This is a genomic window from Bacillus cereus group sp. N8, from assembly GCF_016483685.1.
Classification (GTDB): domain Bacteria; phylum Bacillota; class Bacilli; order Bacillales; family Bacillaceae_G; genus Bacillus_A; species Bacillus_A proteolyticus.
In genome coordinates this window covers 108,276-123,738 of sequence record NZ_JAEHBK010000009.1, presented here as the reverse complement: position 1 = coordinate 123,738, position 15,463 = coordinate 108,276, and the positions used below count along the sequence as shown (strand labels likewise).

Here is a 15,463-nt window from a genome sequence, read left to right as displayed (position 1 = left end):
TCCTAATTTTCATTTTATATTTATTTATTTTTTCTTAATAAGCTCTAATTCAATCGGAATAAATTTGTCCACCTTTTTACCTTGTGTTATCTCTTTCGCTGTTTCCATCGCCTTCTCTCCGATTAATTCCGGTTTTTGAGCGACTGTTGCTGCCATGCGCCCATCTTTAACCGCTTTTACAGCATCGTCCGTTGCATCAAATCCAACAACGACTACGTCCGTTTTGCCAGCAGATTTCAACGCCTCAAGTGCGCCTAATGCCATTTCGTCGTTATGAGCAAACACTGCTTTTATATCGCTATTTGCTTGCAAAATATTTTCCATAACGGATAACCCTTTTGCACGATCGAAATCAGCTGCTTGTTTTGCTACTACTTTTAAAGACTTATCAGCCACGTTATGGAATCCTTTCCCACGCTCACGAGCAGCAGACGATCCAGGGATTCCTTCTAACTCAGCAACATTTGTTCCTTCACCAACTAATTCCCGAATGTAATCACTAGCCATTTGGCCACCTTCTACATTGTTGGAAGCTATGTGAGAAACAACTTTACCTGAATTCGCAACTCGGTCTACTGTAATAACAGGAACATTGGCTGCATTGGCTGCACTTACCGCTGAAGCAACAGCATCTGAGTCGGTTGGATTAATAACAACTACATCGACACCTTTTTGAATTAAATCTTCAACATCGTTTGTTTGCTTCGCTGCATCATTTTGTGCATCAACAGCAATTAATTCAATGCCGCTATCTTTTGCTTTCTTTTCTGCACCTTTTTTCAACGTGACGAAAAATGGATTATTTAAAGTTGAAACAGAAAATCCAACTTTAATAGTTTTATTTCGACCTTTATCGCCAGAATCCTTTGCCCAATCTGGTGGTTCCATTGAACAACCAGCAGTAACTACCATGATGCATGCAACGAGTATCAGTAACCATTTTTTCATGAATTGCCCCTCCATTACGCTTCTTTTCGACGATCAATTAGTACAGCTAGTAAGATTACAAGTCCTTTTACAACTTGTTGGAAGAAAGAAGATACACCTAATAAATTTAAACCGTTATTTAGTACACCAATAATAAGCACACCGATGAATGTACCAACAATCCATCCTCTTCCGCCAGAAAGACTCGTTCCTCCTAACACAACTGCAGCAATTGCATCTAATTCGTAAGAAGTACCAGCAGTCGGCTGTGCAGAATCTAATCTTGATGTTAAGACAATACCTGCAAGCGCTGCCAAAATTCCGGAAAGACCGTAAATCATTACTTTAATTCTCGTAACATTAATACCAGATAAAGCTGCCGCTTCTTCATTTCCACCAATCGCAAACGTACGGCGACCAAACGTTGTTTTCTTTAAAATAAAGTACAATACTGCAAAAGCGATCATCATTGTAACGGCTGGCACAGGAATACCGAGGAAATAACCACGGCCAAACATTTGGAACATTAAATGATCACCAAGACCAGTGATCGGACGTCCGTCCATATAAACAAGCGTCAACCCGCGAAAAATAGTCATTGTTGCTAAAGTTGCAATAAACGGAGCTACTTTTCCCTTCGCAATAATGATACCGTTTATAATTCCCATTGCAAGACCTGCTAATAATCCAACTACCATTGCAAGGAACGGATCCATGCCACTTGCCATCATTCCGGCAACAAGTGCACTTGATAATGCTAAAATAGAACCTACCGATAAGTCAATACCCCCTGTTAAAATAACGAAGGTCATTCCAAATGCAATGAGTGCATTAATCGATACTTGGCGCAGTATATTAAATAAATTTGGAATTTCAATAAATGCTGGATTTAAAGCTGTAATTACTACGATAATTAATACTAATCCAATTAAAGAACCAAGTTGTTGTAATACATTCCCCTTCTTAGCCATATCTTACTCTCCCCCTGTAGCTAGTGCCATAATAGACTCTTGCGATGCCTGATCCTTCTCTAAAATACCACCGATTTTCCCCTCATGAATGACGAGAACACGATCACTCATTCCTAAAACTTCTGGAAGCTCAGACGATACCATAATAACGGAATCTCCTTGCTCGGTAAGCTTATTCATAATAGAGTAAATTTCTTTTTTAGCCCCAACATCTACACCTCTCGTTGGTTCATCTAAAATGAGTAACTGCGGATGAATACCTAACCATTTTGCAATTACAATCTTTTGCTGATTTCCACCAGAAAGAGATTTTACAGCTTGCTCTCCGTTTGCTGCTTTCACATTAAGAAGCTTCATCATATCCTCTGTAAATTGCTGTTCTAAACCTTTATTAACAACGCTTCCCTTTGAAAGACTTTCTAAATTTGGTAAAGCTAAATTTTCACGAATCGAAAAATCTAACACAAGCCCTTCAGATTTTCTATCCTCCGTAATAAAGGCAATTCGTTGTCTAATCGCATCAATTGGACTATCAATTTTCACTTCTTGTCCATTCATAAAAATTTGTCCTGAATCAAGCGGTTCATATCCAAATATCGCTTTCATAATATCCGTGCGACCAGCTCCCATCAAGCCCGCAACACCAAGGATTTCACCTTTTCTAACTTGAAACGAAACATTTTCAAATTTCCCCTTTTTCGTTCCGTTACGCATTTCAAAAATCACTTCGCCAATTTGACTATTTCGTTCTGGATAACGTTCACCAATACTACGACCCACCATCATGCTAACTACTTCATCAAATGATGTCTCCGGAATTAATCTTTTCCCTACATATTCTCCATCACGTAAAATCGTAATAGCATCACATATTGAAAAAATTTCTTCCATCCGGTGTGAAATATAAACGAACGAAACGCCCTCTTTACGCAATTTATTAATAACAATAAACAGTGTTTCAATTTCGCGATCTGTTAATGCTGCTGTAGGTTCATCCATAATAATAACGCTCGCATTTGTCATTAATGCTTTAGCAATTTCAATAATTTGCTGTTGTCCAACTGATAATTCACCTGCTAGCATAGCGCCTCTCACATGCAGACCAAGATCTGCCAATTGCTGCTGGGCAATCGCATTCATTTGACGCGTACGTAAAATGCCCGTTTTTCCATACATTAACTCTTTTCCAAGAAACATATTTTCAGCTACCGTTAAATTCGGTAATATGTTCAACTCTTGATGGATAAATGCAATACCGTACTCTTCCGCTTCTTTCGCATTTTTAAAAGTTCGTTCTTGTCCATCAATTGTGACTGCTCCACTGTCTTTTTTATATACACCTGTTAGAATCTTCATGAGCGTCGATTTCCCCGCTCCATTTTCCCCCATCAATGCATGGACTTCTCCTGTTTCAATCGTAAACTGTGCGTTTTTTAAAACAGGATTACCACTGAACGCTTTTGAAATATTTTTCATTTCAATGTGCATTCTCATCACATCCCTTTATTAAAAAATCACTCCTGCATGTAAAATAACATTCGCATAAGGCGTTGCTTCTCCTGTACGAATAATCGCCTTCGCTCTCTTTGTATGCTCTTTAAATTCCTTATGAGACACATATTCAAATGCTGGCTCTATTAATCGCATCTCAATTTCTTTATTTACCTCTGCATTATTCATAATAACTTCTTCTGCTAACGTCACTTTTTCAATTGCCATATCATCAGCAACAACTTGTAATACGTCTAAAAAACTAGGCTTTCCAATTTCAATTGCTAAATCAATTCGTTTTACTCCATCAGGAATAGGTAACCCGCAATCAGCAATTACAATCGTATCTGTATGTCCAAGTGAAGCAAGAACTGCCGCAATCTCACTGTTTAATACACCGTGTTTTTTCATCCAATAATCACCTGCACTTCTCGTACTCTATCTCTCGTTGGCATACCGCCTTGTGCACCAAGTTTCGTTACAGAAAGACCACCAGCAATGTTCGCAAAACGAATAGCTTTTTGAAGTGGTTCTCCTTCAGAAAGTGCAACTGCTAGCGCGCCGTTAAATGTATCACCAGCTCCAGTCGTATCTACTACATCTACGGCAATACTTGGAACTTGAACAACTTCCGTTCCGTTATGGAAACGAACACCATTAGAACCTTCTGTCATCAGTAGTTTGTTTGGATATTTAGCCAGTAAATCTTCAATTGGTGATGTGAAATCATCTAATACAATGCGGCACTCATGCTCATTCGGCGTAATATAAGTCGCTTTTTCTAAAATATCTTCTGATAAAAATTGTGCTGGAGCCGGATTCAACATAACTGGAATTTTATGCTCCTCACAAATAGACAGAACGTATTTTACTGTTTCAAGCGGAATCTCTAGTTGAAGAACAACCATATCAGCTTTTACAAGAAGGTCTTTTGAACGATCTACAATCGACTCATTTACAAGAGCATTTGCTCCTTGTACGACAACAATACTGTTATCCTCTTCTGCTAAAACGATATGAGCGATTCCTGTTGTTCTATCTGTAACCGGTACCACATAGTCGATAAAAACACGTTCATTCTCTAAATTTCTTCTAACTACTGTTCCGTAATCATCACTTCCTACTGCACCAACCATTGCTACATTTGCCCCTAATCTAGCTGCTGCAACTGCTTGATTGGCCCCTTTCCCTCCTGGAATCGTATGAAATGCTTCCCCGATTACTGTTTCGCCTGCTTTCGGCCGCTTTTTTGAAACAGCCACTAAGTCCATTGAAATACTACCTACTACTGCAATATTTGGCATCTGTCTCATCTCCTTACTTCGTTGTATTTCTTTCTATAATTTCAATCGGTAAACGATAATGTTTCTCTTCTAATGCATTTCCTTCCATCTGCTCTAACAACAATTCTGTTGCAATTTTCCCCATTTCATAAATTGGCTGTGCAACAGTCGTAATAGATGGATACATCATTTCAGTTAAAGAAATCCCATCAAATCCAATAATTTGTAAATCGTTTGGAATAGAAATTCCCATTTGAAGTGCAGCCTTTACAATACCAATTGCAATTAAATCATTTCCAGCAACAATTCCGTCAATATATGGATATTCTTCTAATAATTCCACCGCTACCCGTTCACTATTAGCTGGATCGAATGTACTCTCTGCAATCATATAAGAAAGATTATTTTGCGTAATAATGTCTACAAAACCTTCAAAACGTTCATTTGCTGTACTCACATCACGAGGTCCGCGAATATGTGCAATATGTTTACATCCTTTGTCTATTAATAACTTTGTCGCCGCCTGACTCCCTGCATAGTTATCTGCATATACAGTAGGAATGCGCTCATTAAACATACGGTCAATTGCAACAACTGGAATAGACAAATTCATGTAATTAACACTATTTTGTGGATTCGTTGCCACAATAAACCCATCCACATTATTTTGTCTAAGTACATCAATGTATTGTTTCTCTTTTTCTAAACTTTCATCAGAGTTACAAAGGACAACTGTGTAACCTTGCTTATGTGCTACATCTTCTACGGCACGTGCAACTTCTGGAAAGAATGGATTCACGATATTTGGAACAACTAAGCCAATTAAACGAGATTTTTTATTATACAGTGAACGCGCTACTGTACTCGGCTTATAATCTAACATTTCAATTGCACGCTCTACCTTTTTTAACGTATCTTCATGAACATATCCATTTTTATTTAACACTCTGGAAACGGTCGCAACAGATACTCCCGCTAATTTTGCAACGTCTTTAATCGTACTCATTCTCTTTTCTCTCCATTCCATGTAACCGTTTACAGAAAATAATATAACGTATTTCTAAAAATACGTCAATCATTTCTCATTAAAAAGCTTTTAAGGTTATACTCAAAAAAGCACCGCCATAAGGCGATGCTTCATCATTACGAATATGATGCAGTTCGTTCTTTCTCTTCTATAGCAGGCTCTTCAGCACCTTTTTTACGATCAGACAATTTAATTTTCTGTAAGAAAATCGTAAAGATAGCACCTACTACGATAAATACTAATCCTGTTAAGAATACAGTATGAAGTGAGTCTACTAAAGAACTTTTCAAAATTGGTACGATGCTATTAGAGAATGCTTCCGGCATTTGCTTTAATGCTTCTGGATTAAAGAGCATCGAATATAAACCTTGTGGGTCTGTATGAATCATATCTTTCAATTTAGTTACCATTTGTCCCGCTTCTTTCGGGAACGTATCTAATACAGGTATTAATTTATTTGTTAATGTTGTACCTGAAGTGTTATTCATAATTGATCCTAAAATTGTAATACCGAATGTTCCACCGATTTGACGGAAGAACTGACTTGATGATGTTACTACACCAAGATCTTTTTTCGGGAAACTTTCTTGTAATGCCAGTGTTAGTGTCGGCATAACAAGACCCATTCCTAAACCGATGATCATCATATAAAAAGTAGCGGTAAGCTTAGTTGTGTGCATATCCATCGTTGTTAATAACCAGAATCCACCAGCCATAACAAGCATACCTGTGATAATTTGTGGTTTCACACCGACTTTTAATACAAGTTGACCGCCGATAATACTCATAACAATCATTGTAATCATCATTGGTGTCATGATCGTTCCTGATTCAGCAGCACTTACTCCTACAATTCCTTGCATGAAGAACGGTACGAACATAATAGCTCCAAACATTCCGATACTCATAAAGAATCCAATCGCATTCAGTATTGTAAAGGTGCGATTTTTAAAGAAATGCATTGGTAAAATTGGTTCTTCAGCTTTCGTTTCAACAATAATAAAGCTAACGATACCAATTAAAGCTAATGCGAATAACCCGATAATTTGCCAAGAATCCCATGCGTAATCTTTCCCACCAAACGTTAACGCAAGTAATAAACTTACAACACCGAGAATCATCGTAAAGATTCCAGCGATGTCAATTTTAATTGGACCTGTTTGTTTATGCGATTTTAATCCCATTGCAATAAAGATCGTCGCTAAAATACCAACTGGTAAGTTAATGTAGAATACCCATCTCCAGTTCACGGCATCTACAATCCAACCACCAACTTGTGGCCCAATTACAGAAGCAAGACCGTATAGAGCTCCAAAAATACCTTGCCATTTCGCACGTTCTTTTCCTGTGAACATATCTCCGATAATAATCATAGCCATTGGCATCATAATACCGCCACCAAGACCTTGAATACCACGGAAAATAATTAATTCTGTCATACCATTTGCCATACCACATAACGCTGAACCAATCATAAAAATAACTAATCCTGTTATATATACATTACGACGCCCAAGTAAATCCGCTAATTTACCTGCAATTGGTACGACTGTCGTTGATGTTAACATGTAAGCAGTTGTTAACCATGTCATTAAGCTTAATCCGCCAAGTTCACCGACGATACGCGGCATTGCTGTACCAACGATTGTTCCGTCTAACGCAGCAAATAGCATCGCGATTACTAAACCGACTAACAACAACTTTCTATTCTGATTTTCTTGTTGCTCCATGTAATCTCCTCAATTCCTCTTATTTATTCTCTTTTTTCTCTTTTTTCTCTTTTTTCTCTTGTGTCCCGCAAATAATTGTTTCTAACTTTTCAAAGAGACGTAACAAATCTTCTCGCTCTTGTAATTCTAATTGTGAAAAGTATTTGCCGATATGCTCATTACGAGCTGCCATCGCCTCTTCTACTGTGTCTTTCCCCTTTTTGGTTAGCTCAATGACGACAACGCGGCGATCATTATCGTCGTGATAACGCTCTACTAGCCCATGATCAATTAAACGATCAATCATTACTGTAATCGCGCTCGGTTTCACGTACATTTTCTCCGCTAATTGTGTTGCTCTTGAGGCTCCGTGATGATCTAAAATCTTCAAAATATAAAACTGTGGTGGTGTAAGTCCTGATGCTTGCATTTGTTCCAGTAGCTCCGTTTGCATTTTCTTTCCTATAGCAAATGTAAGAGCTTGAATCTTATCAATATGAGTCATATCATTTGGCATGTTATCCACCTCTTATTTAAACAATAAAATATTTAACGTATTTAAATATTAATCCCACAAACAAATTACGTCAACAACTTTATTTATAAAAACGTTTACATTTTTGTCACAAAGTTGTATAATTTTCGTCGAAGTTAATATTGACAGTCACGGAGAATCGGAGTATACGGCTATGAATCATAAAAAAGGGGAACTTTTTTATATTTCATGGCCTTTTTGTATTCTCTCTGTCTTAAAACGCTTCGAATTAATTAGGGGAGGATTTTCATTTTATGTTTTTCACACAATTATTTAAACCTGCGCCCCACGCAGAACGCTTACCTACTGATCGCACTGATAGCGAATACCGTAAATTACGTTTACAAGTATTTTTAGGTATCTTCATCGGTTATGCGGGTTACTACTTTGTTCGAAAAAACTTTTCACTCGCAATGCCATACTTAATCGAACAAGGCTTTAGTAAAGCGGAACTTGGGGTTATCCTTTCAGCAGTATCTATCGCTTACGGATTAAGTAAATTTCTTATGGGTATCGTATCCGATCGTTGTAATCCTCGCTACTTTTTAGCAGCTGGGCTATTTTTATCAGGTATCATTAATATTATTTTCGGCTCATTTTCTTTCATTACAACGAGCATTATACTTATGTTTGTACTTCAGTTTTTAAATGGATGGGTACAAGGTATGGGATGGCCTCCTTGTGGCCGTACGATGGTTCACTGGTTCTCGATTAGTGAACGTGGTACAAAAATGTCTATTTGGAACGTCGCTCATAATGTCGGTGGCGCACTTATGCCTTCTCTCGTTACATTAGGCTTATATTTCTTTGCAAATGACTGGAAAAGTATATTTTACTTCCCAGGTATTCTTTCAATTTTAGTTGGGATTTATGTATTAATTACGATGCGTGATACGCCTCAATCTTGTGGATTACCATCTATCGAAGAACATACTGGTGAATATCCATCAGATGAAAAAGTAGCGGACCGTGAACGCGAACTTTCGGTAAAGGAAATTTTATTTACATACGTATTAAACAATAAATTTTTATGGTATATCGCTATCGCGAACGTATTCGTTTATTTCGTTCGCTACGGTGTTGTAGACTGGGCTCCTACTTATTTAGTAGAGGAAAAAAGCTTTACTCATAGTAGCTCACGTACAGCTTATGCTCTATATGAATGGGCTGGTATTCCAGGTACACTTCTTTGCGGATGGATGAGTGATAAACTGTTTAAAGGGCGCCGCGCACCTGCTGGTATTTTATTTATGGTCGGTGTATTCATTGCCGTTCTTGTTTACTGGTTAAATCCTGCTGGCCACCCAATCATTGATAGTATCGCACTTGTTTCCATTGGATTTTTAATTTACGGACCTGTTATGTTAATTGGCCTACACGCTCTTGACTTAGCACCAAAGAAAGCTGCTGGAACTGCCGCTGGGTTAACTGGGTTCTTCGGTTACCTAGGCGGAGCTACTTTTGCTAGCGCAGCTATGGGCTTTATTGTAGATGGATTCGGATGGGACGGCGGATTCATTTTGCTACTTGCTTCTTGTGTGCTTGCAATGTTCTTCCTTGCTCTTACTTTAAATACAGGAGCTGCAAAACAAAAACAAGCTTAAACACTAATATTATACTTACAAAAAAAAAGAGAGACAGTTCTTTCCAGAACGCCTCTCTTTTTTCTACATATAGTACTTTTTTCTTACAAAAGATTTATTCTTCTCTTTTTATATGTTAGCGTTTTCAATACACTTCAATCCCTTATATAACAGCATTCAATCTTTGTATAGAAAGATTTTTGAATATTTTTTAACTTATCCTTGTCAAACAATGTCAATTTATATTAAAATAGCAACAACATACTAAATATTTAGTCTTTTCAGAAAAGATGGAGGGATAGCCATGAAGAATCCACTTCTTCGCATTGAAAACTTACAGACTTCCTTTCGTATACAAGATCAATATCATGCAGCAGTTGATAACGTTTCGTTAACTGTCCATGAAAATGAAATTGTCGCGATAGTTGGTGAATCAGGTTGCGGAAAAAGTGCACTTGCCCTTTCCATTATGCGACTGCATAATGAAGCAAATACAAAATTACAAGGGCAACTTTACTATAGGGATAAGGATTTACTTACTATGTCAACCGCAGATATGAATAAAGTACGTGGATCAAACATCGGTATGATTTTCCAGGAACCTCTTACAGCACTCGATCCTCTTATGACAGTTGGAAAACAAATCGAAGAAAACTTAGACTACCACACAAACCTTTCGAAAACAGAAAAAAAAGAACGCACCTTAGAACTACTCCATCAAGTTGGTATTCCAAAACCAGAACTTACATATAAACAATACCCTCACGAATTATCTGGCGGAATGAGACAAAGAATTGTTATCGCAATCGCAATTGCTTGTAAACCAGGACTCATTATTGCTGATGAACCGACAACCGCTCTAGATGTAACAATTCAAGCTCAAATACTAGACCTACTAAAATCCATTCAAGAACAAACAAAGATGGGTATCATTTTAATTACACATGATTTAAGTGTTGTTGCCGAAACGGCTGATCGTATTGTCGTTATGTATGCAGGACAAGTTGTAGAAACAGGAACAGTAGAAGAGATTTTTAATACCCCTCTTCACCCATATACTCGTTCTCTATTAAACTCAATTCCATCTGCGTATGCTGAAAAAGAAAAATTACATGTAATTCAAGGGGTGGTTCCTTCGTTAGCGAAGCTACCTCGCACAGGTTGCCGCTTCCAAGCTCGAATTCCATGGGTTAGACCAGACCAGCATGAAGAAAACCCAGTTTTACATGAAGTAAAACCAGACCATTGGGTACGTTGTACTTGTTATAAACATTTCAACTTCCAACATAAGAAAGGAGATGACGTGACTCATGGCACTGCTTAAAGTAGAAGATTTAAAAGTACACTTTCCAATTAAAGGTGGTTTCTTCGGGCGCACATTAGATTACGTGCGTGCTGTTGATGGTGTAAGTTTTGAATTACAACCTGGTGAAACATACGGAATCGTGGGTGAATCAGGTAGTGGTAAATCAACAACCGGTAAAGCAATTATTCATTTAACAAAAGCGACGGGCGGTAGCATTCATTTTAATAATAATGATTTAACAAAATTAAGTCGCTCTGAACTACGTGAACAACGAAAAGATATTCAAATGATTTTCCAAGATCCATATTCATCGCTAAATCCAAAGAAACGTGTTCTCGATATTATTGCCGAGCCACTTCGGAATTTCGAGAAGCTCTCACCTGATGAAGAACGTAGAATCGTTCAAGAGTATCTAAGTATAGTTGGATTAAACCCAGAGTCTATTTATAAATATCCACATGAGTTTTCCGGTGGACAAAGACAGCGAATTGGTATTGCACGCGCTCTTACATTAAAACCAAAGCTTATTATCGCCGATGAGCCAGTATCTGCACTTGACGTTTCTGTACAAGCGCAGGTTTTAAACTTCTTGCAAGATTTACAAGCTGAACTAGGATTAACATATTTATTTATTAGCCATGATTTGGGCGTAATTCGTCATATGTGCGACCGTATCGGTGTTATGTACCGCGGGCGCATTGTGGAAGAAGCAACTAGTGCAGAGATTTATAATAATCCACAACATATTTATACGAAGCGATTAATATCAGCAATTCCTGATATTCGTCCTGAAAACCGAGAACAGCAACGTAAATTACGTCAGCAAGTAAGTTCTGAGTACGAGAAATCATACGAAAATTATTTCAATGAAAACGGTCGTGCTTACGATTTAAAACCAATCTCGCCAACACACCGGGTGGCATTACCTTAAGGGAGTGATAAAACATGTGGAAGTTTATATTACGGAGATTTTTAGTAATGATCCCGCAATTATTCGTGTTAAGTGTACTTGTCTTTCTACTAGCTAAAGCAATGCCAGGCGATGCCTTAACTGGCAAAGCAATGAATCCAAAAGCGGATCCAAAAGTGATTGAAGAACAACGTGAAAAGCTTGGATTAAATGACCCAGTTACAACACAATATGTTCGCTGGATTAAAAATGCAGTCCAAGGTGACTTTGGTATTTCCTATGCACATAAAATGAAAGTAACCGATTTAATTGGAGAACGACTTGGAAATACAGTATCTTTAGCACTTGTCATTCTTATTCTTACTTATTTAATTGCCATACCACTAGGAGTTATAAGTGGGCGTTGGAATGATACATGGGCTGATCGACTCATTACCATTTACAACTATCTAGGTTTCGCTACACCACTATTTATATTTGCACTAGTTATGCTCTTCCTATTCGGATTTAAGTTTGCAATATTCCCAACCGGCGGTAGCGTAGACCCTCAAGTTGCAACAGGTACATTTGCTTACTATTTAAGCAAATTGAATCACATGCTACTACCAGCTTTATCCGGGGCATTAATTGCAACAGTTGGTACTGTTCAATATTTACGAAGCGAAATTATTGATACGAAACATAAAGATTTTGTGCGTACAGTAAGAGCAAAAGGTGTTCCAGAATCAAAAATCTATTCTAGACATATTTTACGAAATTCATTCTTACCAATTGCAGCCTTCTTAGGCTATGAAATTACAGGATTAGTTGGCGGTGCCATCTTTTTAGAAAGTATTTTTAGCTATCCAGGAATTGGACAACTATTTATACAATCTATCTCTCAACGTGATTTTAGTGTAATAACTACACTCGTTATGTTTACTGGATTTGCAACGTTACTTGGAACTCTCCTTTCAGATATTATTCTAAGCATCGTCGATCCACGTATTCGTATTGATTAAAGAAAGGAGATGACGTTATGTTAGCAAACCCTGAAAAACAAACTGAAGTTATTCATTACGAAAAAAGCCCTTCTGGTTTCTCTATTATGTGGCGAGAACTTCGTAAAGATAAATTGGCAATGTTTTCACTTGTTTTCCTAGCAATCTTATTACTAGCAGTCTACGTAACATCTTTTATTATGAAACAAGAAGATATTGTACGAGTTGATTTATTCGCTATTTATGCTCCTCCCTCTGCTGAACATTGGTTAGGAACAGATTACGGAGGACGCGATATTTTCGGTCAACTTATTATTGGTACGCGTAACTCATTTACAATTGGATTAGCAATTACTATTCTTTCTTGTTTAATTGGCCTTTCAATTGGATTAATTGCCGGTTATTTTGGAGGAGCAATTGATAATATCATTATGCGCATTATCGACTTTGTTATGGTTTTACCATTCTTAATGCTTGTAATTGTATTTATTACACTTGTTCCTACATTCAATATCTTCACTTTCATTTTAATTATGAGCGTGTTCTTATGGACAGGAAAGGCAAGATTAATTCGCTCAAAAGTATTAACTGAAAAAGAACTCGATTATGTCTCTGCATCTAAAACTTTAGGAACACCAAACTGGAAAATCATTCTTTTCCAAGTACTACCTAACTTAAGTTCAATTATCATTGTTAGCGTTACATTAAATCTTGCTGGAAACATCGGTATTGAATCTGGTCTAACTTTCTTAGGATTTGGTCTACCAGAAAGTACACCAAGCCTTGGTACACTTGTTAGTTATGCTAGAAATCCAGATGTATTACAAGAGAAATGGTGGATTTGGTTACCTGCATCAATCATGATTTTAGCATTGATGCTGTGTATAAATTTTATTGGTCAAGCGCTACGTCGTTCGGCCGACGCAAGACAAAGAAAAGGATAAGGGGTGGAAGAAATGACAAATAAGCCAAAGTTTTTCAAAGTATTAAGTACACTTGCGGTTTCAACATTACTACTTTCAGCATGTGGGGGCAGTGGTGGTAGTGAAAAAACGAGCAGCACAAAAAAAGTAGATACAAATAAATTTAGTGCATCTGTTAAAAATGATAAAAAGGAAATTAAAGATGGTTCATTAACATATGGTCTTGTTTCTAACACACCATTTGAAGGACTTTTAAATTTCGCTGTATATGAAGGGGATCCTGATAACCAAGTCATTACAATTTTCGATGAATCTTTATTATCAAATGACGAAAACTGGGAATACACGAATGATGGCGCTGCTACATATAAAATTTCTGAAGATAAAAAGACAATTACACTAAAAATCAAAGATAATGTAAAATGGCATGATGGAAACCCTGTTACTGCTGAGGATTTAGAATACTCTTATCTAGTGATTGGTAGCAAACAATATGCCGGTTCTCGCTATGACACTCAAATGCAAATGATTGAAGGTATGGAAGATTACCATAATGGAAAAGCCGAAAAAATTTCAGGTATAAAGGTAACGGATCAAAAAACAATTTCGATTACGTTTAAAACACCGAACCCTTCAGTGAAAACTGGGCTTTGGACATACCCTCTTCATAAGAAATACTTAGGAGATGTACCAATCGATAAATTAGCAGAATCTGATAAAATCCGTAAAAATCCAATTGGTTTCGGACCTTTTAAAGTGAAGAAAATTACGCCAGGTGAAGCCGTTGAATTTGAACGTTTTGATGATTATTATGGTGGAAAACCAAAACTGAAAAGTATGGTTTTAAAAGTTGTTAACCCTTCCGTTGTTAACGCGTCCTTAAAAAATGGTGATATTGACATTGCTGAAGTAAGTGCAGATCAATATCCAAATGTAAGTCAATTAAAAAATGCACAATTAGTCGGTAAAACTGATTTATACTATAGCTATATCGGTTTTAAATTAGGCCATATGGATAAAGAAAAAGAAGAAGTAGTAATGGATAAGGAGAAATTTAAAGATGTTCGTGTACGTCAAGCAATGGCGTATGCTATCGATCGAAAAGAAATTGGTGAAAAATTATATCACGGCCTACGTTATCCGGCTAACTCACCAATCCCACCATCTCTACCAAAATATCATAACAATAAAGCTGGTGCCTATGATAAAGATGTAGAGAAAGCTAAAAAATTATTAGATGAAGCTGGCTATAAAGATACGAACGGAGATGGATTCCGTGAAGATCCGAATGGTAAAGAATTTAAAGCTAATTTCTTATCAATGAGTGGTAGCGATGTAAGTGAACCACTTGCAAAATTCTTTATTCAATCTTGGAAAGACATCGGCCTAAAAGTAGAGCTTCTTGATGGTCGCTTACATGAATTTAACTCATTCTACGATATGATTAAAAAAGATGATCCAAAAGTTGATCTTTTCGCGGCAGCTTGGGGAACTGGATCTGACCCAGATCCTTCTGGTATTTGGGCTAAAGATGCAGCGTTCAATTACCCACGTTGGGCTACTGACAAAAACACAGAATTATTAAAACAAGGTATTTCTCCAGAAGCTGCTGATGAAAAGTACCGTAAAGATGTCTACGATAAATGGCAAAAATTAATTCATGATGAAGTACCATTAATTCCACTTCATTATAAATTTGACCTAAAAGGTGTAAATAATCGCGTAAAAGATTATAAATATACACCGGAAGATCAATATAAGTGGGCTAAAGTTAGTGTAACAAGCGATAAAGCAGAAACAGAGAAATAATAAAATAGC

At 37.1% G+C, this 15,463-nt stretch carries 14 protein-coding genes; 6 read left to right on the top strand and 8 right to left on the bottom strand.

Annotated elements, in window-relative coordinates:
• Window positions 1-24: 24 nt before the first annotated feature.
• The 8 genes from rbsB to JDS80_RS15530 all read right to left on the bottom strand — a co-directional run bounded on the left by rbsB (window position 25) and on the right by JDS80_RS15530 (window position 7,925).
• Window positions 25-948, bottom strand: a complete 924-nt coding sequence (gene rbsB / locus JDS80_RS15565) for a ribose ABC transporter substrate-binding protein RbsB (protein ID WP_002204435.1) — start codon at window positions 946-948, stop codon at window positions 25-27.
• A gap of 14 nt (window positions 949-962) precedes the next feature.
• Window positions 963-1,898 carry an ABC transporter permease subunit gene (locus JDS80_RS15560; RefSeq protein WP_002114125.1) on the bottom strand — a complete coding sequence of 312 codons (936 nt, stop codon included), beginning with the start codon at window positions 1,896-1,898 and terminating at the stop codon, window positions 963-965.
• A 3-nt stretch (window positions 1,899-1,901) separates the two neighbouring features.
• Complete coding sequence (rbsA, locus tag JDS80_RS15555; RefSeq protein WP_098888270.1) at window positions 1,902-3,386, bottom strand: ribose ABC transporter ATP-binding protein RbsA; 1,485 nt, start codon at window positions 3,384-3,386, stop codon at window positions 1,902-1,904.
• Between the two features lie 18 nt (window positions 3,387-3,404).
• Window positions 3,405-3,800: a D-ribose pyranase gene (rbsD, locus tag JDS80_RS15550; protein ID WP_199639151.1), complete on the bottom strand. Its 396-nt coding sequence runs from the start codon at window positions 3,798-3,800 to the stop codon at window positions 3,405-3,407.
• Window positions 3,797-4,693, bottom strand: a complete 897-nt coding sequence (rbsK, locus tag JDS80_RS15545; protein ID WP_199639149.1) for a ribokinase — start codon at window positions 4,691-4,693, stop codon at window positions 3,797-3,799. The genes rbsD and rbsK overlap by 4 nt, the downstream gene beginning before the upstream one ends.
• 13 nt (window positions 4,694-4,706) lie before the next feature.
• Entirely contained in the window at window positions 4,707-5,699 is a 993-nt protein-coding gene (gene rbsR, locus JDS80_RS15540; protein WP_199639147.1) for a ribose operon transcriptional repressor RbsR, read from the bottom strand.
• A 116-nt stretch (window positions 5,700-5,815) separates the two neighbouring features.
• Complete coding sequence (locus JDS80_RS15535) at window positions 5,816-7,429, bottom strand: MDR family MFS transporter (protein ID WP_098888266.1); 1,614 nt, start codon at window positions 7,427-7,429, stop codon at window positions 5,816-5,818.
• A 19-nt stretch (window positions 7,430-7,448) separates the two neighbouring features.
• A complete protein-coding gene (locus JDS80_RS15530) occupies window positions 7,449-7,925 on the bottom strand; it encodes a MarR family winged helix-turn-helix transcriptional regulator (RefSeq protein WP_071772202.1) in 477 nt (158 codons plus the stop codon).
• Window positions 7,926-8,197: 272 nt separating this feature from the next.
• Between JDS80_RS15530 and glpT the strand changes: the two genes are divergently transcribed.
• The 6 genes from glpT to opp4A all read left to right on the top strand — a co-directional run bounded on the left by glpT (window position 8,198) and on the right by opp4A (window position 15,454).
• Entirely contained in the window at window positions 8,198-9,547 is a 1,350-nt protein-coding gene (glpT, locus tag JDS80_RS15525; protein WP_199639146.1) for a glycerol-3-phosphate transporter, read from the top strand.
• Between the two features lie 283 nt (window positions 9,548-9,830).
• On the top strand, window positions 9,831-10,850 hold the full coding sequence (locus JDS80_RS15520) for an ABC transporter ATP-binding protein (RefSeq protein ID WP_071772201.1): 1,020 nt from the start codon (window positions 9,831-9,833) through the stop codon (window positions 10,848-10,850).
• Window positions 10,837-11,763 (top strand): ABC transporter ATP-binding protein, encoded by a 927-nt coding sequence (locus JDS80_RS15515; protein WP_199639145.1) that lies wholly within the window; start codon window positions 10,837-10,839, stop codon window positions 11,761-11,763. Before JDS80_RS15520 ends, JDS80_RS15515 begins: the two co-directional genes overlap by 14 nt.
• A gap of 14 nt (window positions 11,764-11,777) precedes the next feature.
• The gene (gene opp4B, locus JDS80_RS15510) at window positions 11,778-12,743 is read left to right on the top strand and encodes an oligopeptide ABC transporter permease (RefSeq protein WP_071743760.1); all 966 of its coding nucleotides are present in this window, start codon (window positions 11,778-11,780) and stop codon (window positions 12,741-12,743) included.
• A gap of 17 nt (window positions 12,744-12,760) precedes the next feature.
• Entirely contained in the window at window positions 12,761-13,666 is a 906-nt protein-coding gene (locus JDS80_RS15505; protein ID WP_071743761.1) for an ABC transporter permease, read from the top strand.
• A gap of 12 nt (window positions 13,667-13,678) precedes the next feature.
• Complete coding sequence (opp4A, locus tag JDS80_RS15500; protein WP_071743762.1) at window positions 13,679-15,454, top strand: oligopeptide ABC transporter substrate-binding protein; 1,776 nt, start codon at window positions 13,679-13,681, stop codon at window positions 15,452-15,454.
• Window positions 15,455-15,463 lie beyond the last annotated feature (9 nt).